This window comes from Streptomyces sp. NPDC041108 (assembly GCF_055592645.1).
In genome coordinates, this window is sequence record NZ_JBVIYK010000003.1 from 153,000 (window position 1) to 174,088 (window position 21,089).

General features: G+C 71.6%; 23 protein-coding genes. 15 read left to right on the plus strand and 8 right to left on the minus strand.

Annotated elements, in window-relative coordinates:
• Positions 1 to 63: 63 nt before the first annotated feature.
• The gene (locus tag ACZ6BB_RS10220) at positions 64 to 693 is read left to right on the plus strand and encodes a CGNR zinc finger domain-containing protein (RefSeq protein ID WP_471614846.1); all 630 of its coding nucleotides are present in this window, start codon (positions 64 to 66) and stop codon (positions 691 to 693) included.
• Here the strand turns inward: ACZ6BB_RS10220 and sodX are convergent.
• Complete coding sequence (gene sodX, locus ACZ6BB_RS10225) at positions 597 to 1,031, minus strand: nickel-type superoxide dismutase maturation protease (RefSeq protein WP_471615301.1); 435 nt, start codon at positions 1,029 to 1,031, stop codon at positions 597 to 599. The genes ACZ6BB_RS10220 and sodX overlap by 97 nt on opposite strands.
• 145 nt (positions 1,032 to 1,176) lie before the next feature.
• Between sodX and sodN the strand changes: the two genes are divergently transcribed.
• Positions 1,177 to 1,572: a superoxide dismutase, Ni gene (gene sodN / locus ACZ6BB_RS10230; protein WP_005480378.1), complete on the plus strand. Its 396-nt coding sequence runs from the start codon at positions 1,177 to 1,179 to the stop codon at positions 1,570 to 1,572.
• A gap of 380 nt (positions 1,573 to 1,952) precedes the next feature.
• Here the strand turns inward: sodN and ACZ6BB_RS10235 are convergent, their stop codons facing one another.
• Entirely contained in the window at positions 1,953 to 3,314 is a 1,362-nt protein-coding gene (locus tag ACZ6BB_RS10235; protein ID WP_471614847.1) for a glycoside hydrolase family protein, read from the minus strand.
• A 214-nt stretch (positions 3,315 to 3,528) separates the two neighbouring features.
• On the opposite strand from ACZ6BB_RS10235, the gene ACZ6BB_RS10240 reads away from it, so the two are divergent.
• From ACZ6BB_RS10240 to ACZ6BB_RS10270, 7 genes are all read left to right on the plus strand, one after another.
• Complete coding sequence (locus ACZ6BB_RS10240; RefSeq protein ID WP_471614848.1) at positions 3,529 to 4,548, plus strand: LacI family DNA-binding transcriptional regulator; 1,020 nt, start codon at positions 3,529 to 3,531, stop codon at positions 4,546 to 4,548.
• Between the two features lie 178 nt (positions 4,549 to 4,726).
• Positions 4,727 to 6,082, plus strand: coding sequence for an ABC transporter substrate-binding protein (locus tag ACZ6BB_RS10245; RefSeq protein ID WP_471614849.1), 1,356 nt, complete (start codon positions 4,727 to 4,729; stop codon positions 6,080 to 6,082).
• Between the two features lie 155 nt (positions 6,083 to 6,237).
• On the plus strand, positions 6,238 to 7,224 hold the full coding sequence (locus ACZ6BB_RS10250; protein ID WP_471614850.1) for a carbohydrate ABC transporter permease: 987 nt from the start codon (positions 6,238 to 6,240) through the stop codon (positions 7,222 to 7,224).
• 2 nt (positions 7,225 to 7,226) lie between these two features.
• Positions 7,227 to 8,123 (plus strand): carbohydrate ABC transporter permease, encoded by an 897-nt coding sequence (locus tag ACZ6BB_RS10255; RefSeq protein WP_471614851.1) that lies wholly within the window; start codon positions 7,227 to 7,229, stop codon positions 8,121 to 8,123.
• A 55-nt stretch (positions 8,124 to 8,178) separates the two neighbouring features.
• Positions 8,179 to 8,604, plus strand: coding sequence for a helix-turn-helix transcriptional regulator (locus ACZ6BB_RS10260; protein ID WP_471614852.1), 426 nt, complete (start codon positions 8,179 to 8,181; stop codon positions 8,602 to 8,604).
• A gap of 9 nt (positions 8,605 to 8,613) precedes the next feature.
• The gene (locus ACZ6BB_RS10265) at positions 8,614 to 9,078 is read left to right on the plus strand and encodes a VOC family protein (RefSeq protein WP_471614853.1); all 465 of its coding nucleotides are present in this window, start codon (positions 8,614 to 8,616) and stop codon (positions 9,076 to 9,078) included.
• A gap of 209 nt (positions 9,079 to 9,287) precedes the next feature.
• Positions 9,288 to 10,022 carry a VOC family protein gene (locus ACZ6BB_RS10270; RefSeq protein ID WP_471615302.1) on the plus strand — a complete coding sequence of 245 codons (735 nt, stop codon included), beginning with the start codon at positions 9,288 to 9,290 and terminating at the stop codon, positions 10,020 to 10,022.
• 48 nt (positions 10,023 to 10,070) lie between these two features.
• On the opposite strand, the gene ACZ6BB_RS10275 is transcribed toward ACZ6BB_RS10270, so the two are convergent.
• The 3 genes from ACZ6BB_RS10275 to ACZ6BB_RS10285 all read right to left on the minus strand — a co-directional run bounded on the left by ACZ6BB_RS10275 (position 10,071) and on the right by ACZ6BB_RS10285 (position 11,577).
• A complete protein-coding gene (locus tag ACZ6BB_RS10275; RefSeq protein ID WP_471614854.1) occupies positions 10,071 to 10,484 on the minus strand; it encodes a YciI family protein in 414 nt (137 codons plus the stop codon).
• Positions 10,485 to 10,580: 96 nt separating this feature from the next.
• The gene (locus ACZ6BB_RS10280; RefSeq protein WP_471614855.1) at positions 10,581 to 10,889 is read right to left on the minus strand and encodes a hypothetical protein; all 309 of its coding nucleotides are present in this window, start codon (positions 10,887 to 10,889) and stop codon (positions 10,581 to 10,583) included.
• A gap of 103 nt (positions 10,890 to 10,992) precedes the next feature.
• The gene (locus tag ACZ6BB_RS10285) at positions 10,993 to 11,577 is read right to left on the minus strand and encodes a dihydrofolate reductase family protein (protein ID WP_471615303.1); all 585 of its coding nucleotides are present in this window, start codon (positions 11,575 to 11,577) and stop codon (positions 10,993 to 10,995) included.
• Between the two features lie 112 nt (positions 11,578 to 11,689).
• Between ACZ6BB_RS10285 and ACZ6BB_RS10290 the strand changes: the two genes are divergently transcribed.
• Entirely contained in the window at positions 11,690 to 12,280 is a 591-nt protein-coding gene (locus ACZ6BB_RS10290) for a TetR/AcrR family transcriptional regulator (RefSeq protein ID WP_471614856.1), read from the plus strand.
• A 158-nt stretch (positions 12,281 to 12,438) separates the two neighbouring features.
• Here ACZ6BB_RS10290 and ACZ6BB_RS10295 read toward each other — a convergent pair whose 3' ends face one another.
• Both ACZ6BB_RS10295 and ACZ6BB_RS10300 read right to left on the minus strand, forming a co-directional pair.
• The gene (locus ACZ6BB_RS10295; RefSeq protein ID WP_471614857.1) at positions 12,439 to 13,803 is read right to left on the minus strand and encodes a family 2 encapsulin nanocompartment cargo protein polyprenyl transferase; all 1,365 of its coding nucleotides are present in this window, start codon (positions 13,801 to 13,803) and stop codon (positions 12,439 to 12,441) included.
• Positions 13,804 to 13,926: 123 nt separating this feature from the next.
• The gene (locus ACZ6BB_RS10300; RefSeq protein ID WP_471614858.1) at positions 13,927 to 15,333 is read right to left on the minus strand and encodes a family 2B encapsulin nanocompartment shell protein; all 1,407 of its coding nucleotides are present in this window, start codon (positions 15,331 to 15,333) and stop codon (positions 13,927 to 13,929) included.
• 296 nt (positions 15,334 to 15,629) lie between these two features.
• Between ACZ6BB_RS10300 and ACZ6BB_RS10305 the strand changes: the two genes are divergently transcribed.
• Positions 15,630 to 16,220, plus strand: coding sequence for an N-acetylmuramoyl-L-alanine amidase (locus ACZ6BB_RS10305; RefSeq protein WP_471614859.1), 591 nt, complete (start codon positions 15,630 to 15,632; stop codon positions 16,218 to 16,220).
• A gap of 79 nt (positions 16,221 to 16,299) precedes the next feature.
• The gene (locus ACZ6BB_RS10310) at positions 16,300 to 17,226 is read left to right on the plus strand and encodes a 1-aminocyclopropane-1-carboxylate deaminase/D-cysteine desulfhydrase (protein WP_471614860.1); all 927 of its coding nucleotides are present in this window, start codon (positions 16,300 to 16,302) and stop codon (positions 17,224 to 17,226) included.
• A 25-nt stretch (positions 17,227 to 17,251) separates the two neighbouring features.
• Here ACZ6BB_RS10310 and ACZ6BB_RS10315 read toward each other — a convergent pair whose 3' ends face one another.
• Positions 17,252 to 18,847 carry a Na+/H+ antiporter gene (locus tag ACZ6BB_RS10315; RefSeq protein WP_471614861.1) on the minus strand — a complete coding sequence of 532 codons (1,596 nt, stop codon included), beginning with the start codon at positions 18,845 to 18,847 and terminating at the stop codon, positions 17,252 to 17,254.
• A gap of 59 nt (positions 18,848 to 18,906) precedes the next feature.
• On the opposite strand from ACZ6BB_RS10315, the gene ACZ6BB_RS10320 reads away from it, so the two are divergent.
• The 3 genes from ACZ6BB_RS10320 (at position 18,907) to ACZ6BB_RS10330 (ending at position 21,073) form a co-directional block, all read left to right on the plus strand.
• On the plus strand, positions 18,907 to 19,167 hold the full coding sequence (locus tag ACZ6BB_RS10320) for a UBP-type zinc finger domain-containing protein (RefSeq protein WP_013000789.1): 261 nt from the start codon (positions 18,907 to 18,909) through the stop codon (positions 19,165 to 19,167).
• A 335-nt stretch (positions 19,168 to 19,502) separates the two neighbouring features.
• The gene (locus tag ACZ6BB_RS10325) at positions 19,503 to 19,916 is read left to right on the plus strand and encodes an ATP-binding protein (protein WP_005480408.1); all 414 of its coding nucleotides are present in this window, start codon (positions 19,503 to 19,505) and stop codon (positions 19,914 to 19,916) included.
• Positions 19,913 to 21,073 (plus strand): RNA polymerase sigma factor SigF, encoded by a 1,161-nt coding sequence (locus ACZ6BB_RS10330; protein WP_471614862.1) that lies wholly within the window; start codon positions 19,913 to 19,915, stop codon positions 21,071 to 21,073. Before ACZ6BB_RS10325 ends, ACZ6BB_RS10330 begins: the two co-directional genes overlap by 4 nt.
• Positions 21,074 to 21,089: the final 16 nt, after the last annotated feature.

Consider the following 21,089-nt stretch of genomic DNA (forward strand, 5'->3'; position numbering starts at 1 on the left):
AAGTACGAGCAGCCATTACCTGACCCGCACCACGACAATAGAGCGCCCTCGTAAGGACTACAAGTGGAACTGGCCCATTACTCGGACTACGCCGTACGCCTCGTCAACACCGAGGAGCCGGACCGGGGCAAGGACACGCTCACCTCGGTCGAGGCCGTCCGCGATCTCTTCGGGCCCAGCCGGCAGGCCGCCCGGCGGGCGACGGACGCCGACGTGACCCGGTTCCGGTCCGTACGGGCCCGGCTGCGCTCGGTCTTCGAGGCGGCGAACGGCGGCGACGAGACCCTGGCCGTGGACCTGCTGAACTCGCTGCTGCTGGAGTTCCCGGTGAACCCGCAGATCTCCGGCCACGACTTCCGGGACGACGACGGCCGCCCGCTGTGGCACATGCACCTGGCGGACCACCCCTCCAATGCGACGGCGGGCTACGCGGCGATCGCGGCGATGGGGCTGGCCTTCCACCTCACCGAGTACGGCGTGGACCGGCTCGGCCTGTGCGAGGCGGCGCCCTGCCGCAACGCCTACCTCGACACCTCCACCAACCGCTCCCGGCGCTACTGCTCGGACCGCTGCGCGACCCGCGCCAACGTGGCGGCCTACCGGGCCCGCAAACGTCTGGAGGCCGACCGGTCGCCGAACACGGGCCGGGCGGCCGAGAGCACCCAGCGGGCGAACGCGAACGGCGAGCGCTGACCGTCCGGCCGGGGCCGGTAGCGGAACCGCACCTTGCCGAGGACGAGTTCGTCGGGCACGACCCCGTAGTCGGTGCTGTCCCCGCCGGCGTAGGCGTTGTCCCCGAGCACCCACCAGCCGCCGTCGCGCCGCTCGGCGACCCGCTTCACCACGAGCAGGTCCTGCTGGAAGGGGTGCCGCAGCACCAGGACGTCACCGACCCGGAGGCGGGCTCCGTAGTGGACGAGCAACTGGTCCCCGTGGCGCAGGGTCGGAACCATCGACGGTCCTGTGACCTCGGCCACTCCGAAGGGCAGGAGGGCGCTCCCCCGCTCGCTCTCCTGCGACAGCTCCGGCATCTCCGGCACCTCCCCGTTCCGTTCCTCCACCAGTCCCAGTCTCACCCCGGACTTTTGCCCTAAGCCCATGGGGGCACCCGCGAAAACCACTCTCGCAGGGAGTAATGTCCCACCTGAGAAGACGATCACGAGGAAGGAATGCTCCATGCTTTCCCGCCTGTTTGCCCCCAAGGTCAAGGTCAGCGCCCACTGCGACCTGCCCTGCGGCGTGTACGACCCGGCCCAGGCCCGCATCGAGGCGGAGTCGGTGAAGGCCGTGCAGGACAAGATGGCCGCCAACGACGACCCTCACTTCCAGGCTCGCGCGACCGTCATCAAGGAGCAGCGCGCCGAGCTCGCCAAGCACCACGTCTCGGTGCTGTGGAGCGACTACTTCAAGCCTCCGCACTTCGAGAAGTACCCGGAGCTGCACCAGCTGGTCAACGACGCCCTGAAGGCCCTCTCGGCCGCGAAGGCGTCCACCGACCCGGCGACGGGCCAGAAGGCGCTGGACTACATCGCCCAGATCGACAAGATCTTCTGGGAGACCAAGAAGGCCTGACCCGGCCTCTCTCGACCGCACCCGGTCCGTATGCCGCCGTCCCGCACGGCGGTGTCACGGGCCGGGTGCGGTCGTGTTCCGGGGCCGAGGACCGGACCGCGACGGGCTCCCCGCGCCTGCCGGGCGGGGCGGCTCCACCGGGGCCCCCGGGACGGGCGGTGGCGTGCGCGATGTCGGTGCGGGCCGCGGTGAGTCCGCGGGACCTCCTCGCCCTCCGGGGCGGCACCGCCCCCTCGCGCCTGCGCGCGCTCACGCCCGCAACTCCCCCGTAGCGGCACCCGCGTGGGGAGAGGGTGGCGCCGACCGCTCACCCGAAGGGCCGACGGCACGCGTACGAGGGGGCCGTCGGGCTTCGGCGGTGCGGGGGCCCGAACTGCCGGTCAGCTCGCGTCGGGGCCCGGCCAGACCGCCGAGGCGTCGTCGCGGTCGGGGGCCGGGAGGCGCAGGGGGCGGACGGGGACGGTCCGGGAGCGGTCCCCGGTGACCGCCGTCCAGGGGGCCGGTCCGCCCGTGTAGGAGAGCGTGGTCAGGACGAACACGCCGTCGGCGTAGACCTCGACGTACTCGCCGACGGTCAGGATGCGCAGGGTGGCGGCCGGTTCGGGGAGGACGGTCTCGGCGAGGGGGGTGCCGGCGGCGCCGGTGATCCAGAGGTTCTTGCCGTCGCAGCCGACGGTGAGGGCGGGACTCCCGGCGCGGCCGGGGCCGAAGGAGCCGGTGCGCAGGGTGACTTCGACAGGGTGGCCGCCGACCTCGACATCGCCGACGGCATGCGGGGCGGGGGCGTGCGTCTCCTCGCCGAGCCAGTCGTCCAGGCCCGGCCACCACATCAGCCGGGGGGCCGAACCCTCTTCCGTCACCAGGGACTTGGGCTGGGCGAGCATGCCTCGGCAGGGGTCGCCGGTGTCGGACAGGCCGACGCGGCGGGGGGTGGTGTGCAGCACGACCCGGGAGCCGTCGGGGGCGGCGATGACGCGCGGGGCGTACGCCCCCGTCGGTCCGAGAGCGCCCCGGCGGGTCCACGGGCCGCGCAGGCGCGGGGCCGTCCACGCCTCGAAGCCCCGGGTCGCGCCGATGGAGCCGAGGAGCAGCCAGCTGCCGTCGTCGAGGCGTTCCAGGACCGGGCATTCGAGTTCGTCGACGTCGCCGGGGGAGATCAGCGGCGGGTGGACCGTCCAGTGCTCCAGGTCGCTGGAGGTGGCGAGGGCGACGCAGCCGCTGACCTCCACGGGAAGGGAGGCGTCACTGGCGCAGATCACCATCGCCCAGCCGTCGCCCTCGTCGTCGCGTACGACGAACGGGTCCCGCCAGCCCATGCGGTCGGCGGTGCGGTACCAGCGGGGGTCCGCCTCGACGACGGGTGTCGTGCCGTGGCGCCGCCAGCCCGTGCCGTCCGTGCGGTCGGAGTACGCGAGGCCCACGGACTGCAGCGGCCAGCCCTCCGGCGTCAGTCCGCTCACGCCCGTGTAGAGCATCGCCATGCCGGCGCCGTGGCGGAAGGGGTGCATCGTCCAGACCGCCCGCTGGTCGAAGCGGCCGGGCAGACCGTTGCCGAACGCGGTGCCCTCGGGCCGCCAGCCGACCAGGTCGGCCGAGGTGGCCCGGCCGTAGGAGGTCTCCATCCGCAGATGGTCGAAGTCGGCGGTCCAGGGGCCCTGGAGGTGCAGCACCGCGTAGGTGCCGTCGTCGTCGCGGAGCAGGGCGAAGTCGTTCACGCAGAGGCCGGGCGGGGCGTATCGCATGCGCAGCAGTCCTGTCGCTCACAGCGCCCAAACGTGTGCGCTGACCATGGTTCCGGAAGGTATCGCTTGAGAATCAGTGCAAGTAAAACTGAACGCAAACGCTTGCGCAACAGCGAAGGCGGGTTTACGGTCTCGTCACCCCACAGCCACACCGACGTGAAACCGGCGCGGTACGAGACGCCGACCCACGCCCTACCGATGGGAGAGAACCGCCGTGACGGTCAGCATCACCGATGTCGCCACCGCCGCCGGTGTCTCGGCGTCCACCGTGTCCCGTGCGCTGCGCGGCCGGCCGGGCGTCTCGGACGAGGTGCGCCGGCAGATCACGGCCGTCGCCACGCAGCTCGGCTACACGGCGTCCCGTTCGGCCTCCAGTCTGGCCAGCGGGCGGACCTACACGATCGGGGTCGTCGCCCCGTACATCGGCCGCTGGTTCTTCGGCACCGTGCTGGACGCCGCCGAGCAGGTGTTCAGCGCGGCCGGCTACGACGTGCTGCTCTACAACCTGGGCTCGCCCGAGGCGCGCAAGCGCTTCTTCACCAAGCTGCCGGTGCGCAAGCGGGTCGACGCGGTGCTCTCGCTGCTCATCCCGGACGAGGACGAGTCGGCGGCCCTGCGCTCGCTCGGGGTGCCGCTGACCTCGACGGTCGGGGGCCCCAGGCCCGGCTTCACCGTGGTCGGCATCGACGACCGGGCGGGCGCGGAGAGCGCCGTACGGCATCTGGCGAACCTCGGCCACCGGCGGATCGGCATGATCTCCGGGGACAGCGGTCCACTGCACTGGACCACGCCTCTCGACCGTCGCGCCGCCTATCTGCACGTCCTCGCCGAGGCCGGGATCGAGCACGATCCCGCGCTGGTCGCGGACGGCGACTACACCGTCGACGGCGGTGAGCGGGCGATGACCGAGCTGCTGGCGGCGTCCCGGCCGCCGACCGCCGTGTTCGCCCAGTCCGACGAGATGGCGATGGGCGCGCTGCGCGCGCTCAGGCGGCATCGGCTGCGGGTGCCGGAGGACGTGTCCGTGGTCGGTTTCGACGACCACGAACTCGCCGACGTGGTCGGCCTGACCACCGTCGCCCAGCCCGTCGCCGGCCAGGGCGCGGAGGCGGCCCGGCTGCTGCTGCGGCAGCTGGACGAACCGGAGACCGAGCAGCCCGGCCATGTGCAGATGCCCATCCGGCTGGTCCTGCGCGAGACGACGGCGCCGCCGCGCCCGCGCGGGCCGCAGTGACCTCCCCGTCCGAGCGCGCCGACACCCGCGCCCTCACCTCCCCGTCCCAGGGCGCCGGCGCCCACGCCCCCACCTCCCGGTCCGGGCACGCCGGCGCCCGGCCACCCGAGAGCCCAGCCCCCCGCACGCACCGAGCCACCCGCTCCTCGCACCCTCATCCCGCACGGAGGCACACACCATGACCCCGACCCCCAGCTCGACAGCCAAGAGGTTCAGTCGCACCGCCCGTGCGGGCCTGGCCCTGGCCCTCCCCCTGGCGGCCCTGGCCGCCTGCGGCGGGGGCGGTGGCGGCGACACGTCCGCCGAGGCCGGCAGCGGTGAGGGAACGATCAGCGTCTGGGCCCACCAGGGACAGAAGAGCGAGTCGGAGGCCCTGCAGAACGCGGTGAAGTCGTTCAACTCCTCGCAGGACAAGGTCAAGGTCGAGCTGAAGCTGATACCTGAGACCGACTACACCAAGACGATCACCGCGACGGACGCCGACAAGCTCCCGGACGTCCTGGAGTTCGACGGCCCCACGATGGCCAACTTCGTCTACACCAGGAAACTCGCCCCGATCGACGACTATGTCTCCGCCGGGACCCTCGACAACGCCACCGACGCGAGCAAGGCGCAGGGCGAGATCGACGGCAAGCACTACGGCCTGGGCATGTTCGACTCCGGCCTCGGCATGTACGGCAGCAAGAAGCTGCTGGACGCGGCCGGGGTGACGTACCCGAAGGGTGTGGACGACGCCTGGACGGCGGACGAGTTCGACGCGGCGCTGAAGGCGCTGAAGGCGAAGGACTCCGACGGCAAGGTCCTGGATCTGCAGGAGGGCAACGGGTACGCCACCGAGTGGGGCACCTACGGTTTCGCCCCCGTCGTCTGGTCGGCCGGCGGCTCCCTGCTCAAGGACGGCAAGGCGCAGGGTGCCCTCGACAGCCCGGCCGTGGTCTCGGCCATGAAGACCTTCCAGTCCTGGAAGGGCACAGTCGACCCCAACACCGACGGCAACGCCTTCGCCAAGGGCCGGGTCGCCCTCAGCTGGGTCGGGCACTGGATGTACCCCGCCTACAGCGAGGCGCTCGGCGACGACCTGGTCGTGCTGCCGCTGCCCGACTTCGGCGACGGCCCGAAGACCGGCCAGGGCTCGTGGGCCTGGGGCGTCGGCGCGAACTCCAAGAACGCCAAGGCCGCCGGTGCCTTCCTGGACTTCCTCCTCGACGACACCAACGTCGGCGCGATGACGAAGGCCAACGGGGCCCCGCCCGCCACCAAGTCCGCGCTCGCGTCCAGTGAGCTGTACAAGCAGGGCGGCCCGCTCCAGCTCTTCTCCGACCAGCTCGCCAAGCCCTGCGGCGACATCGACATCAGCAAGTCCTGTGTCGCCGTCACCCGTCCGGTGACCGCCGGATACCCGGTGGTGACCGCGAAGTTCAGCGAGGCCGTCAACTCGATCTACGGGGGCGCCGACCCGAAGGCCGCCCTGTCGAAGGCCGCCCGCGCCATCGACCGTGACTTCTCGGACAACGCCGGTTACGCGATCCCGTAGGCGCGTTCGTGGCCGATCGGGCGCGGGAGCGCCGCGCCCGATCGGCCCCACGCACCCCGTCAGACCCCCAGGACCCATCGGGTTCAGCCGAACCCATCGGCCGGGGCGGGCACACACCTCGTGGCCGCCCGCCCCGCCGGGAAGAGGACCCTCCCGTGAAAACCGTGGAACCCGTGCCCGCGGCGGGCCCAGGCCGGAAGCAGGCCGCGCCCGTCGGCGAACCGGCCCGGCGGCCGCCCCGCCGGAACCGCGAACGGCTGCACGGACTGCTCATGTCCGCCCCCGCCGTCGCCGGACTCATCGCCTTCGTCGGCATCCCCTTCTGCTACGCCGTGGTGCTCTCCTTCTACAACGTGCGCCTCGGCTCCCCGCTGGAACCCACCTTCTTCGGCGTCGAGCAGTACCGGCGGCTGTTCACCGACCCCGACCTGTCCGGCCCGTTCCTGCGGGCACTGCTCAACAACCTGACGTTCGCCGTGGTCGTCGTCCCCCTCCAGACGGGCCTCGCCCTGGGCCTGGCGATCCTGCTGAACCGCAAGCTGAAGGCGATCGGCCTGTTCAGGTCGCTGTTCTTCATGCCGGTCGTCTTCCCGATGGCACTCGTGGCCGTGATCTGGCGGCTGATCCTCGCCCGCAGCGACCAGGGCATGCTCAACTCGGTGCTGGACGCGGTCAGTCTCGGCAACTGGGGCGCGTTCGACTGGCTCGGCGACGGACTGACGGCGATGGCCTCGATCATCGTGCTCTCCGTCTGGCAGGGCGTGGGCTTCCAGATGGTCATCCTGCTCGCCGGCCTCCAGCAGATCCCGGACGAGCGCTACGAGGCCGCCCGGCTCGACCGGGCCTCCACCTGGCAGCAGTTCCGGCACATCACCCTGCCCGGCATCCGCGGCACCCTCGTCTTCGTCGCGATGCTCACCTCGGTGCTGTCGTTCCGGGTCTTCGACCAGGTGTACGTGCTGGTCAAGGGAGGCGGCCTCGACGAGGACGCCGCGCGCACGGTGATGTACCAGGCCGTCACCACGGCCTTCGACCAGAACAACGTCGGCCAGGCGTCCGCGATCACCGTCGTCTTCTTCCTGATCGTCGTCACCCTGACCCTGATCCAGCGCCGTGTCGTCCGGCCCGACAACGAGGACTGAGCATGAGCACGACCATGAGTACGCGCATGCGTCCGCGGACGAGCACGCGCACGGGTGCCGGTCCGTCCCGCACCCGGCTGCGCCGGTTCCTCGACTACACCGTCCTCTCCGTGCTGGCCTTCGTCTTCACGCTGCCGGTGCTCTACCTCCTCCTCGGCAGCCTCAAGCCGTCCGACGAGGTCCTGGACGGCCTGTCCGGCTTCCTCCCCACGCATCTGTCCTTCGACAACTACGCCGCCGTCCTGGACAGCCTGAACTCCGACAGCACCGGTTACTTCTGGCAGTTCATGGGCGTCTCTCTGCTGCTGGCGTTCGTGGTGGTTACCGGCGGCCTCTTCGTCAACTCGATGGCGGCGTACGGGCTCTCGCGGCTGCGCTGGCGGGGCCGGGAGGCCGTCTTCACCCTCGTCCTGCTGCTGATGCTGGTGCCGTTCGAGTCGGTGGCCGTACCGCTGTTCTACCTGTTCAACGACCAGCGGAACACACTCTTCATCCAGGCGCTCCCGTTCGTCGCGAACGCCTTCTCGGTCTACCAGTTCCACACGTTCTTCCGCTCGATCCCGCCGAGCATCGAGGAGGCGGCCCGGCTGGACGGCGCGGGCCCCTGGCGCACCTTCTTCGCGATCATCGTCCCGATGTCGAAGCCGGCGTTCGCGTCGGTCGCGATCCTGACCTTCCTCACCCAGTGGGGCTCGTTCCTGTGGCCCGTGCTGATGGTCTCCGACCCGTCGGTGCGCCCGCTGCCCCTGGAGATGAGCGTCTTCCAGGGCCAGCAGCCCCCGGACTGGGGTCAGATCCTCGCCTTCGGTGTCCTCCTCGTCCTCCCGGTCCTGATCGTCTTCGCCTTCTTCCAGCGATGGTTCGTCCAGGGGGTGGCCAACTCGGCCGTGAAGGGGTGACGGCGGCACCGGCCGCACCTCCCCCGTTGTCGGTGGTCGGTGCGATGCTGTCGTCATGAACCGGGACGATCTGGTGCGGCTGCGGCGGGCGCGGGACCGCATGGACCGTGAGTACGCCGAGCCGCTGGACATGACCGCGCTCGCCCGGACCGCGCTGATGTCCCCCGGGCACTTCCAGCGCAGCTTCCGCGCGGCCTTCGGCGAGACCCCCTACGGCTATCTCATGACCCGCCGCATCGAGCGCGCCAAGGCGTTGCTGCGGCGCGGCGACCTGACGGTGACCGAGGTGTGCGTCGCCGTGGGGTGTTCGTCGCTCGGCTCCTTCAGTTCGCGCTTCACCGAGCTGGTCGGCGAGACACCGAGCGCCTACCGGGCGCGCTCGCACGAGGAGAGCGCGGCGATCCCCGCGTGTGTGGCGAGACGCCTGACCCGCCCGGCCCGGCACCGCGTACGCACGGCGGAGCCGGGTGAAGCGTCCTAGCGTGAGGGCATGGCTACGAAAGATCCGAACGTCACGCCCGCCGCGCACGCACTCCCGGCCCCGGAGGTGAGGCTCGCCCAGTGCTTCCTCGCCGTCGACGACCACGACAAGGCGGTCGCCTTCTACCGGGACGTGCTGGGCATGGAGGTCCGCGGTGACGTGGGCTTCGAGGGCATGCGCTGGGTCACCGTGGGTTCCCCGCTCCAGCCGGACGTCGAGATCGTCCTGGAACCCCCGGCCGCCGACCCCGACATCTCCCCCGCCGACCGCGAGACCATCGCCACGCTGCTGGCCAAGGGCGTCCTGCGCGGCGTCAACTTCACCACCACCGACTGCGACGCCCTCTACGCCCGCGTCGAGGCCTCCGGCGCCGACGTCCTCCAGGAACCCATGGACCAGCCCTACGGCGTCCGCGACTGCGCCTTCCGCGACCCGGCCGGGAACATGCTGCGCTTCATGCAGCGCCGAGGGTAGGCGGCAGACCCTGCGGCGGCCGCCGCAGGGCGGCGCCGGGCGGCGGAACGGCGGAAACCTCGTTGCGCGACGGCGCGGCGCGGGAGACCGTACGACTCGTTCAGCCATGGGGGCCGGACCGTACGAGAGGGAGCGGGGCTGTGGGCGGAGCGGGCGGGAACGGCGACGGCGGCTCGGGCGGAGACGGGGCCGGGGCGGCACCGGGGGCGATCCGGTGGACCTATGCCTTCGTGGACCGGCCGGCGGCCGGGTTCGCGCGGGCGTGTGCCTTCTGGACTGCGGTCACGGCGACCGGGCCGTCCGAGCCCCGGGGCGACCGGGGTGAGTTCGTGACCCTGCTGCCCGGGACCGGCGACGCGTGCGTCAAGGCGCAGGGTGTCGCCTCCGGCGACGGCGGCGCCCACCTGGACCTGGCCGTGGAGGACGTCCCCGCGCTGGTCGACCGGGCGGTCCGGCTCGGCGCCGAGGTGGTCGCCCCGAACGACGGCTGGGCGGTGCTGCGCTCCCCCGCCGGACACCTCTTCTGCGCGGTGCCGTGGCACGGGGAGTCGGTGCGGCCTCCGGTGGTCGACGGGAGCCGCCTGGACCAGGTGTGCCTGGACGTGTCGCCGGACGCGTTCGCAGGGGAGGCCGCCTTCTGGACGGCCCTGTCGGGGTGGGACTCCCACCCGGGCTCCCGTCCGGAGTTCCATGTCGTGCGGCCACCGGCCGGCCTGCCCGTCCGCATCCTCCTCCAGCGTCTCGACGCTCCCCGGCCCGCGTCCGCCCACCTCGACCTCGCCTGCGCCGACATCGGCACCACCCGGGCCCACCACGAGACGCTCGGCGCCACCGTCGTGGCCGAACACCCGCACTGGACGGTGATGCGCGACCCGGCGGGCGGCACGTACTGCCTGACCGGCCGGTCCCCGGAGACGGGCGGACTGCCGCCGGCGGCACGGTGACGCCGTCGCGGTGAGCCGTAGGCGGCCAGGGAGCGGGAAGCGTACGCCTCAGATGTCCCCCGCGCCGTCCAGCACCGGCCGGACGACCACCGGATACTCCGTGAGCCCCTCCGGGCCGGGGCACCGGGCGACCCGGGCCGCGATCTCGGTGGCCCGGTCCAGGCTCGCGCAGTCCAGCAGCCAGTAACCGGCGAGCTGCACCTCGGAGTGCGGGTACGGGTCGTCCGTGATCACCGGCTCGCCGTCGGCGCCGGCCGTCACGAAACGGGTCCGCGCCGGTTCCGCCAGCCCCTGCCCGTCGATCATCTCCCCGGTCCGGGCGAGGTCCTCGTTGATCGCTCCCATGTGGTCGTACATGGCCCGCAGCTGCTCCCCCGTCCAGGCCGGGGAGCCGGCGGACGCCTTGCCGCGCATGCCCTCGTAGTCCGCCTGCGTGCCGAGGACCATCATCAGATACTTCATGCGTCGGCTCCTTGTCCGCCCGGGTCGAGGCCACCCGCAGGACGGCCCGCAGGCAAGACGCCGGAGCAGCCCGGCATGGGGTGACGACCGGACCCGTCAGGTCTTCTCCGGGGTGCGCACCCCGGAGGTCCCGCCCTCCTCGCCCGCCCGCGCGTCGTGACGGTCGTCCACGTCATGATTCCCGTGCGCGCCGTGATACCCGCTCGTGCGCCGGGCCACCGCCCGGGGCTTCTCGGCGGCGGCCTCCTCGGCCTCGACGGCCGCGTCGACGTACGCCGCACACTCGTGATTCCTGCACGGACCCGGACTCCATACGGGTACCCACGCGCCCAGCGTCTTGTGCCGCCGTACGACCGTGGCCACAGGCTGTCCGCAGACCGGGCAGACTTGCTCGTCGATGCCCATGTCCTCAGGGTATGGCCGACGGCGTCGGCCCGCTCCCCGCGTGCACGGACTACCGGCGCCCGGCCACGCGCGGGAGGCGGGGCGGCCGCGCGGCGCCCCTCCGTCAGCGCTTCCTGCTGTACGTGCGCACGACCACCCCGTTGTCGAAGCCGCGCACCTCGTCGAGCGTGAAGTCCGAGACGGCGAAGCCGGAGCCGAACATCGGCATGCCGCTGCCCTGCACCACCGGGTACGTCTTGATGATCAGCTCGTCGATCTCGTCGATCAGCGCTCCCGCGACGGCCGCGCCGCCGCAGAGGTAGATGCCGAGTTCGCCGTCCTCCGCCTTGAGTTCACGGACCTTGCCGACCAGGTCCTCCGAGATGATCTCGACGTGCGGGTCGGGCGACTCCTTCAGCGTGCGCGAGGCCACGTACTCGCGCAGATGGGAGAACGGGCTGGTGATGCCCTCCTTCAGTGCCACCTGGTAGCTGGCGCGGCCCTGGACGATCGTGTCGTACTTCTTGTTCGGCAGGCCGTCCGTGCCGACGAGCCGGCGCACATGGCTCGGGTTGATGTCCGGGTGCTCGGTGGTGAGGTACTCGGCGAAGTCGCCCACCACGAAGCGGTACATGTAGGACGCGTCACCGTCCGGGTCCCCGATGAACCCGTCGATCGAACAGGCGACGGCGTAGGTGAGCTTGCGCAAAACGGTCTCTCTTCCCTCGTCCGACAGGTGGGTCATCGCGTGACCGCTTAACCACTTCAGTTATAGTACTTCAGTCGTAGTGGTTGCAACCGATCGGAACGAGGGAGCCCGGATGGTCAGGAACCCGGAGCGCAGGGGCGCTCTGCTGGACGCGGGGGTGGAGGTGCTGGCGCGGGAGGGGGCACGCGGGCTGACGTTCCGGGCGGTGGACGCCGAGGCCCGGGTGCCGGTGGGCACCGCGTCGAACTACTTCGCCGACCGCGACGCCCTTCTCCATCAGATCGACGCCCGGCTGAAGGAACGTCTGGCGCCCGACCCGGCCGTGGTCGAGGGTCTGCTCGCGTCACCGAAGGACCGGAACCTGGTCACCGCCTTCATGCGCGACCTGCTGGCCCGCGTCACCGGGGACCGCACCGGCTACCTCGCCCACCTCGAACTGCGCCTCGAAGCCACCCGCCGCCCGGCCCTGCACGCCTCGTACTCCGAGTCGGTGCGCGCAGAGCTGGAGTTCGGGATGCGCTTCCACCGCGAGGCCGGTCTGCCCGGCGGCGACGAGACGGTCATGGTCCTCTACCTGGCCATGCAGGGCCTTCTCCTCGAACACCTCACCCTGCCGGAGGTCCTCGACGACGCCCTCCCCGGCGTCACCGCCCCCGAGGGCCTGATGGAACGCCTCGTGGAGACGATCGTCCCCGACCACTGAGCGGCGGCGGCACGAAGAACCGGCGGGCCCCGCACACCGTGGGGATGTGCGGGACCCGCCGGTCGTCCGAAGGCGCCGTCACCACGCCGGGTCAGGTCGACGCGGCGCCGACACCTCCGGAGCATCACCCGGCCTCCGGCCGGTCCCTGGCCCCCGCCTCAGCTGCTGCGCCGCGTCACGAACTCGGCCAGTGCGAGGAGCCCACCGGCCGACTCCGGGTCCGGGACAGCCCGGGACAGCTCCCGGACGGCCCGGGCCATCCGGTCGGCGGCCTCGGTCTGTGCCCATTCACGGCCGCCGGCCCGCTCCACCACGAGCGCCGTGCGCTCCAGGTCTCCTTCCGCGTACGGCAGTGCGTACAGCTCGGCGAGTTCGGTGGCCTCCGGAGTGCCGGAGGCGAGTGCGGCGACCACCGGGAGGGACTTCTTGCGGACCATGAGATCCGCCCCGGCCGGCTTGCCGGTACGGCTCGGGTCCCCCCAGATGCCGATCACGTCGTCGATGAGCTGGAAGGCCAGCCCGGCCTCCCGCCCGAACGCGTCGAGAGCCTCGACGTCCTCCTCGGCGGCGCCCGCGTACAGCGCTCCGATCGCGCAGGCGCAGCCGAGCAGCGCGCCGGTCTTCGCCTCGGCCATGGAGAGCACCTCGTCGAGGGTGACCTCCTGCGGCGGGCGCCCCTCCATCTCGGTGTCCGTGGACTGGCCCGCGCAGAGTTCGACGACACAGGACGCGAGCCGCACGGCGGCCGCGGCCGACGCGGGATGCGGGTCCTCGGCGAGCAGTCGCTGGGCGAGTGCCTGCATCGCGTCCCCGGCGAGGATCGCGTCGGGGACGCCGAACACGGTCCACGCGGTGGCCCGGTGCCGACGCGTGGTGTCCCGGTCCATCACGTCGTCGTGCAGCAGGGTGAAGTTGTGCACCAGTTCCACCGCGGCGGCGGCCCGCACGGCGGCCGACTCGTGCCCCCCGAGCGCCTCCACGGCGGCCAGGACCAGGGCCGGGCGTATCGCCTTGCCCGCGTTCCCGGCGGCCGGGGTGCCGTCCGCGTCCTCCCAGCCGAAGTGGTAGCGCGCGACCCTGCGCATCGAAGGGGGCAAGGACCCCACGGCACGGCGCAGTTCGGGGGCGACGGACACCCGGGCCTGCTCCAGGATCCCGGCCGCCTCCTGTCCTCCGGACGAACTGCCCCCGTCCGCCCGGCCCTCCGCGTCCCGGTCCCCGCCGGAAGGCGCAGTGCTCGCGGGCTCCCCGCCCCCCTCCTGCTCCAGAACTCCCCTCCGCCTCCGGCGCCGGTCTCCCGCGGGCCTCAGCAGTCCCGCCACGGTCAGGACGCCGATCGCATGCGCCCCGGCGGCCGGCTCCGCATCCTCCGCCGGGCGCCCGTCCCCCCGCCGGTCCAGGAGCCTCGACTCCGCGTCCGCCAGGTCCGGGGCGCTCCCGAGGAGTTCGCGCCGTTCCGGACCCTTGCCGCCCGCGGGCCCGCCGTCCGGAATCCCGGCGGCACCCCGTTTCGGCTCCGTCATGAACTCACCCATGGGGTCGCCCCGGAGGACCGACGCACGGGGGCGGTACCGCCCCCGAGGGGCGCATACTCCCGGAGCGCACCCGACCCGACGGGCGGGTGCACGGCATCCGGTCGGCCAGGGTCACCGCCAGCGGCCGATCTCGACGTTCTCCAGAACGCCGAGCGCGTCGGGGACCAGGACCGCGGCCGAGTAGTAGGCCGTCACGAGGTACTTGATGATCGCCTGTTCGTTGATGCCCATGAACCGCACCGACAGGCTGGGCTCGATCTCGTCAGGGATGCTCGCGGCCCGCAGACCGATGACGCCCTGGTCGTCCTCGCCGGTACGCATCGCGATGATCGACGTGGTCCGGGCCTCGGTCACCGGGATCTTGTTGCACGGGTAGATCGGCACACCGCGCCAGGTGGGGATGCGGTTCCCGGCGATGTCGACGGTCTCCGGGACCAGCCCGCGCTTGTTCAGTTCGCGCCCGAACGCGGAGATCGCGCGGGGGTGGGCGAGCAGGAGCTTGGTGCCCCGGCGGCGGCTGAGCAGTTCGTCCAGGTCGTCCGGGCCGGGCACACCGTCGTGCGGCTGGAGCCGCTGGTCGTACTCGCAGTTGTGCAGGAGGCCGAACTCGCGGTTGTTGACCAGCTCGTGCTCCTGGCGCTCCTTCAACGCCTCGACCGTCAGCCGGATCTGCTGCTCGGTCTGGTTCATCGGCTGGTTGTAGAGGTCGGCCACGCGCGTGTGGATGCGCAGGACGGTCTGGGCCACGCTGAGTTCGTACTCGCGCGGCGCGGCCTCGTAGTCGACGAAGGTGTGCGGGATGTCCGGCTCACCGCTGTGGCCGGCGGCGAGGTCGATCTCCTTCTCGCCGTACTTGTTGGTGCGCTGCGACGGGATCGCGCGCAGCTCCTGGAGGTGCTCGCTCAGGGTCTCGGCCCGCTCGGCGAGCTGCTCGACGGCACGCCGCGGCAGGACGAGCACCGTGCACGCGGTGACCGCGCGGGCCGTGTACTCCCAGATCGCCTCGGGGTCGATCAGGGCCTGCTCGCCGAAGTAGGCGCCGTCGGCCAGCACGCCGAGGACCGCGTCGTCGCCGTAGGGGCCCGTGCCGATCTTCTCGACCTTGCCGTGGGCGAGGAGGAACACCTCCTCCGCCTGACTGCCGAATTCGGCCAGGACGTCACCGGGCGCGAACTCCCGCTGTTCGCACCGCTGGGCCAGCTCGCCCAGCACGTCGATGTCCTCGTAGGTCCGCAGGGCCGGCAGCTCGCCCAGCTCCGCGGGGATGACGGCGACCCGGTCGCCGGTCTTCACGAAGGTGACGCGACCGTCGCCGACCGCGTAGGTGAGCCGCCTGTTCACCCGGTACGTGCCACCCTGCACGTTCACCCAGGGAAGGGTGCGCAGCAGCCAGCGCGAGCTGATCTCCTGCATCTGGGGTGTGGACTTCGTGGTGGTGGCCAGGTTCCGGGCAGCGGCCGTGCCGAGACTCTGCTGCGGCTTGTCCTGCTGCGGACGGACCTCTTCGCCTACCGACATACGGATTTCCCCTCCGGGTGTGCACTGATCTCGCGGTCACCGATCTCGCGATCCAGCCTCGCATCACGGAGAGTGTTGGTGCTATTACCCGAAAGAGCGGGAATGGATCTTAGGAGACTGGGCACATCCGTCACCTTTGTCGACCCGCTCGCGCACCAGTCCGAGCTCCGTGTGAATCTGACCGGATCCGCCCGCACGCCCCGCCGACGACTCGCTCGCGCCGCGTGTCAGGGGTACAAGCCTGCGTACGAGGCGGCCACGACCAGCGGCCGTCGCACGGCACGAAGGAGTCGGCCATGGCCCCACCCATGTCCGCGGGCAGGTTTCTCACCGTCCTCAAGAACGAGGGCGTCCGGGTCGTCGAGGTCGGCGACTGGGAGCATCACAACCGCAACCACGTGGGCCCCTGGGGGCCTGTCCACGGCGTGATGATCCACCACACCGTCACCTCCGGCAGCGAGCGCACCGTACGCATCTGCCGCAACGGCTACTCGGGCCTGCCCGGCCCGCTGTGCCACGGCGTCATCACCAAGGACGGCCGTGTCCATCTCGTCGGTTACGGCCGCGCCAACCACGCCGGCCTCGGCGACGACGACGTGCTGCGGGCCGTGATCGCCGAGAGGACGCTCCCGCCGGACAACGAGTCCAACACCGACGGCAACCGCCACTTCTACGGCTTCGAGTGCGAGAACCTGGGCGACGGCCAGGACCCCTGGCCCGAGGCCCAGCTCGACGCCATCGAACGGGTCTCCGCCGCGATCTGCCGCCACCACGGCTGGAACCAGCGGTCCGTCATCGGCCATCTCGAATGGCAGCCCGGCAAGGTCGACCCCCGGGGCTTCACCATGGCCGCCATGAGAAAACGGGTCCGGGACCGCCTGGCGTAACCGCACCGCCCGGCGCTGCCGCGCGAGCACGAGCACGAGCGGCCGCACACCCACCGGTCACGTGTCCGACAATGGACATGTGACCGGCCAGCCCCCCGCCCCCGACCCCGCCACCGTCCTGAACCCCCGGCTGCCCTCCCCCCTCCAGGAGGTCACCGACGAGCGCCTCGCCCGCCACGGCGTCCGGCTGCTCCTCAAGCGGGACGACCTGATCCACCCGCGGCTCGTCGGCAACAAGTGGCGCAAGCTGGCCCCCAGTCTGCGCGCCGCGGCCGGCCGCCCGCTGCTCACCTTCGGCGGCGCCTACTCGAACCACCTGCGCGCCACCGCCGCCGCGGGACACCTTCTGGGCCTGTCCACCATCGGCGTGGTCCGCGGCCAGGAACTGGCCCACCGCCCGCTCAACCCGTCCCTGGCCCGCTGCGCGGCGGACGGCATGCGGCTGCACTTCGTCGACAGATCGACATACCACCACAAGTCCGACCCGGCCACGCTGGCCGCCGTCCTGCGCGCCGTCGGCGCCGGGGACGCGTACGTCGTCCCCGAGGGCGGCAGCAACAGCCTCGCGGTGCGCGGCTGCCAGGACCTCGGGGCGGAACTGCGCGGCCGGGCCGAGGTCGTGGCGATCGCCTGCGGGACCGGCGGCACCCTCGCGGGACTGGCCGCCGGTCTGGCCCCCGACCAGCGCGCTCTCGGGATTCCCGTGCTCAAGGGGGGCTTCCTCGAAGAGGAGATACGGCGGCTGCAGGACCGCGCCTTCGGCGGCCGGCGCGGAGACTGGCGCCTCGACGACCGCTTCCACTTCGGCGGCTACGCACGCACCGCGCCCGAACTGGACGCCTTCGCCCTCGACTTCGAGGCCCGCCACTCCCTGGCCGTGGAGCGTCTCTATGTCGCCAAGTTGCTCTACGGACTTGTCTCCATGGCGGCGGAGGGTGCCTTCGCGCCCGGGACGCGGGTGGCCGCCGTGATCACCGGACGCCCCTTCGAGGAACCCACGCCGTAGGGCGACCGGGACGCCCGGAACCGCCTCAGGACGCCTCCCGGTAGACCGCCGCCTCCTCCAGGTCCAGCCTGCGCAGCAGGGTGCGCAGCATCTCGTCGTCGATGTACCGGCCGTCCCGCAGCTTCACGAAGACCTCGCGCTCGGCGCCGATCATCTCGCGCGAGAGGCGGCTGTAGGTGTCGTCGACGCTCTCCCCGGTCACCGGGTTCACCGCGCCGAGCCGTTCCCAGACGGCGTTGCGGCGTCGTTCCAGGACCGTGTGGAGGCGGTCGACCAGCGGGGGCGGCAGCTCGTTGCGCTCGTTCGTGAGGAGTTCGTCGAGGCGGGCCTCGGCGGCGCGGGACGCCTGGGCCTGCGCGTTGGCCTCGGCGAGCGTCTCGGCCTGCTGGTCGCGTCCCGGCAGCTTCAGTACGCGGATGAGCGGCGGGAGGGTCAGCCCCTGGATGACGAGCGTTCCGATGACCGTCGTGAAGGTCAGGAAGAGGATCAGGTTCCGTTCGGGGAAGTCGTCCCCGCCGTTGACCGTGAGCGGGATCGAGAAGGCGATGGCCAGCGAGACGACCCCCCGCATGCCGGCCCAGGCGATCACGAAGGGCGCCTTCCAGGTGGGGTTGTCCTCCCGCTCCCGGATGCGCCGCGACAGGATGCGGGGCAGGAAGGTGGCCGGATAGACCCACACGAACCGGCTCGCGACCACGACGAGGAAGACGGCCACGGCGTACCAGGATGCGCGGACGCCCTCGTACTCGCCCAGCCCTTCCAGGACGACCGGGAGCTGCAGGCCGATGAGGGCGAACACGGCGGACTCCAGCAGGAAGGCGACCATCTTCCAGACGGCCTCCTCCTGGAGGCGGGTGGCGAAGTCGACCTGCCAGTTGCGGTAGCCGAGGTACAGGCCGACGACGACCACGGCGAGCACCCCGGAGGCGTGCACCCACTCGGCGAGCCCGTAGGCCACGAACGGGATCAGCAGGGAGAGGGTGTTCTGGAGCAGCGCCTCCTTCAGGTGTGTGCGCAGCCAGTGGATCGGCACCATCAGCAGCAGGCCCACCGCGACGCCGCCGACGGCCGCCACCAGGAAGTCGACCGTCCCGCCCGACCAGCTGGCACCCTCGCCGATGGTGGCCGCGAGGGCCACCCGGTAGGCGGTGATCGCGGTGGCGTCGTTCACCAGGGACTCGCCCTGCAGGATCGTGGTGATCCGCGAGGGCAGGCCCACCCGCCGGGCGACCGCCGTCGCCGCGACCGCGTCCGGCGGCGCGACCACCGCGCCGAGCACCAGCGCCGCGGTCAGCGGCATCCCCGGCACGATCAGGTAGGCCGCCCAGCCGACCGCGAGGGTCGCGAAGAGCACGTAGCCGACCGACAGCATCGCCACGGGCCGCAGTTGGGCCCGCAGGTCGAGGTACGAGCTGTCGCCGGCGGCCGTGTACAGCAGCGGGGGCAGGATCAGCGGCAGGACGATCTCGGGGTCGAGTTCGTAGTGCGGCACCCCGGGCAGGTACGACACCGCGAGCCCCGCCGCGACCAGCAGCAGCGGGGCGGGCACCGGCGTGCGCCGGGCGGCACCGGCGACCGTCGCGCTCCCGGCGACCAGCAACAGCAAGGGCAGGAAGTGCATCGCTTGCGCCGCCTTCGTTTCCGCGCGGCGTTCCGCGCACCCGTCGTAACCTGGCAATCATGAAACAGTGCACGCACACGGACGCGCTGCCGCACCCCGAGCCCGATCCCCTGAGCGACACCTGCCCGGAGTGCCTGGCCGCCGGCAGCCATCCGGTGCAGTTGCGGATGTGCCTGGAGTGCGGGCACGTGGGCTGCTGCGACTCCTCCCCGATGAGGCACGCCACCGCGCACCACAAGGAGAGCGGCCATCCCATCATGCGGACGTTCGAGGCGGGCGAGACCTGGCGCTGGTGCTTCGTCGACCATGTACTCGTATGACGGAACCTGTATCGGTATGACCATCGCAGCGGAGATGTCGCACGACGGAACCATGTCACCCCGTGACACGTCGACGTACTCGTGTGACACGGTTCGGCAGTCCGGCGCCTGGGTACGTCAATCCGGCGCGTGCTCTTCCTATTTGAGGCCCGCAGACCTCTAGCCACCGAGCGTATTCATAGGCTTACTATGAGTGACAACATGGGGTGGGGTCCCAGGACCCCGAGGACACGGCGCTCGGTAGCGCGATAGCGTCACCGCTGAACCACGTAGCGCGTTACCCCGGGGGGCGACCCTCGGCCCCCGTAAAAGCTTGTACCACCTTGGAGGTGAGGGTGTCCCAGATCGCAGGCGAGCCCGGGATCCAGGACTTCGTGGAAGTCCGGCTGCCGGCCGCGGGTGCCTACCTGTCGGTGCTGCGTACGGCGACGGCCGGCCTCGCGGCCCGTTTGGACTTCACCCTCGACGAGATCGAGGATTTGCGCATCGCGGTCGACGAGGCCTGCGCGATCCTGCTTCAGCAGGCCGTGCCCGGCTCGGTGCTCAGCTGTGTCTTCCGTCTGGTCGACGATTCACTGGAGGTCACGGTCTCGGCCCCCACCACGGACGGTCACGCCCCCGCGCGCGACACCTTCGCCTGGACCGTGCTGTCGGCCCTGGCGGGCAAGGTCTCCTCCGCGGTGGCCGACGACAAAACCGTTTCGATCAGCCTCTACAAACAGCGCGGCGCGGGACCCGGGCCGGCGTGAGGAACGGGGACGGGCCGGTGCGGGACGAAGAACGCGGCACACGGGAACTTCCCGCGGAGGACGACGGCGGCGGGCCGGCGCATCTGGCGGACGGCGTCGACGGCATCCCCGAGCAGGCCAGGCCGCATCCGGAGGACGAGTCCTCGGCGGCGGCCGGCGCGTCTCGGTGGACGGGGCCGGCCGACGGCGAGGAGCGCGAGGCTCCCTCCGACGGGCAGCGGGATCCGGAAGGTGCCCCGCGGATCACCACGTCCTCGCGAGGGCGGACTGGGGCCTCCCCCGCTCGACCACGGTCGGGAGCTGGGGGAACGGTGACGGCGGGCGGGACTATGAGCGAGCACGAGCGACACGACGAGGCGGCCGCGCAGAACGCGCAGACCGTGCGCAGCACCCAGCACGACCCACAGGACCGCAGCGGGGCGCGAGCCCTGTTCATCGAGCTGCGCGCCCTGCCGGACGGCAGTGTCGAGTACGCGGAGCTGCGCAACCGGCTGGTCCGGATGCATCTGCCGCTCGTGGAGCACCTCGCGCGCCGCTTCCGCAATCGCGGGGAGCCGCTGGACGACCTGACGCAGGTCGCCACCATCGGTCTGATCAAGTCGGTGGACCGCTTCGACCCGGACCGCGGCGTGGAGTTCTCCACGTACGCGACCCCGACGGTCGTCGGCGAGATCAAGCGGCACTTCCGTGACAAGGGCTGGGCAGTGCGGGTGCCGCGCCGGCTGCAGGAGCTGCGCCTCGCGCTGACCACGGCCACGGCCGAGCTGTCCCAGCAGCACGGGCGCTCGCCGACGGTGCACGAGCTGGCCGAGAAACTGGCCATCTCGGAGGAGGAGGTCCTGGAGGGCCTGGAGTCGGCCAACGCGTACTCCACGCTGTCCCTGGACGTCCCCGACACCGACGACGAGTCCCCGGCCGTCGCGGACACTCTCGGCGCCGAGGACGAGGCACTGGAAGGTGTCGAGTACCGGGAGTCCCTCAAGCCTCTCCTGGAGGATCTCCCGCCCCGGGAGAAGCGGATCCTGCTGCTGCGGTTCTTCGGCAACATGACCCAGTCGCAGATCGCCCAGGAGGTCGGCATCTCGCAGATGCACGTCTCACGGCTGCTGGCGCGGACGCTGGCCCAGCTCCGCGAGAAGCTGCTCGTGGAGGAGTAGCTCGCGCTCCTGTCAG

Excerpts from the sequence above, each read along its gene's own strand:
- sodX (WP_471615301.1), bottom strand. The coding sequence starts at position 1,031 with ATGCCGGAGCTGTCGCAGGAGAGCGAGCGGGGGAGCGCCCTCCTGCCC.
- ACZ6BB_RS10260 (WP_471614852.1), top strand. The coding sequence starts at position 8,179 with ATGAACCGGGACGATCTGGTGCGGCTGCGGCGGGCGCGGGACCGCATG.
- ACZ6BB_RS10280 (WP_471614855.1), bottom strand. The coding sequence starts at position 10,889 with ATGGGCATCGACGAGCAAGTCTGCCCGGTCTGCGGACAGCCTGTGGCC.
- ACZ6BB_RS10305 (WP_471614859.1), top strand. The coding sequence starts at position 15,630 with ATGGCCCCACCCATGTCCGCGGGCAGGTTTCTCACCGTCCTCAAGAAC.
- ACZ6BB_RS10275 (WP_471614854.1), bottom strand. The coding sequence starts at position 10,484 with ATGAAGTATCTGATGATGGTCCTCGGCACGCAGGCGGACTACGAGGGC.
- ACZ6BB_RS10315 (WP_471614861.1), bottom strand. The coding sequence starts at position 18,847 with ATGCACTTCCTGCCCTTGCTGTTGCTGGTCGCCGGGAGCGCGACGGTC.
- sodN (WP_005480378.1), top strand. The coding sequence starts at position 1,177 with ATGCTTTCCCGCCTGTTTGCCCCCAAGGTCAAGGTCAGCGCCCACTGC.
- ACZ6BB_RS10320 (WP_013000789.1), top strand. The coding sequence starts at position 18,907 with ATGAAACAGTGCACGCACACGGACGCGCTGCCGCACCCCGAGCCCGAT.
- ACZ6BB_RS10300 (WP_471614858.1), bottom strand. The coding sequence starts at position 15,333 with ATGTCGGTAGGCGAAGAGGTCCGTCCGCAGCAGGACAAGCCGCAGCAG.
- ACZ6BB_RS10295 (WP_471614857.1), bottom strand. The coding sequence starts at position 13,803 with ATGACGGAGCCGAAACGGGGTGCCGCCGGGATTCCGGACGGCGGGCCC.
- ACZ6BB_RS10265 (WP_471614853.1), top strand. The coding sequence starts at position 8,614 with ATGGCTACGAAAGATCCGAACGTCACGCCCGCCGCGCACGCACTCCCG.
- ACZ6BB_RS10290 (WP_471614856.1), top strand. The coding sequence starts at position 11,690 with ATGGTCAGGAACCCGGAGCGCAGGGGCGCTCTGCTGGACGCGGGGGTG.
- ACZ6BB_RS10245 (WP_471614849.1), top strand. The coding sequence starts at position 4,727 with ATGACCCCGACCCCCAGCTCGACAGCCAAGAGGTTCAGTCGCACCGCC.
- ACZ6BB_RS10255 (WP_471614851.1), top strand. The coding sequence starts at position 7,227 with ATGAGCACGACCATGAGTACGCGCATGCGTCCGCGGACGAGCACGCGC.
- ACZ6BB_RS10235 (WP_471614847.1), bottom strand. The coding sequence starts at position 3,314 with ATGCGATACGCCCCGCCCGGCCTCTGCGTGAACGACTTCGCCCTGCTC.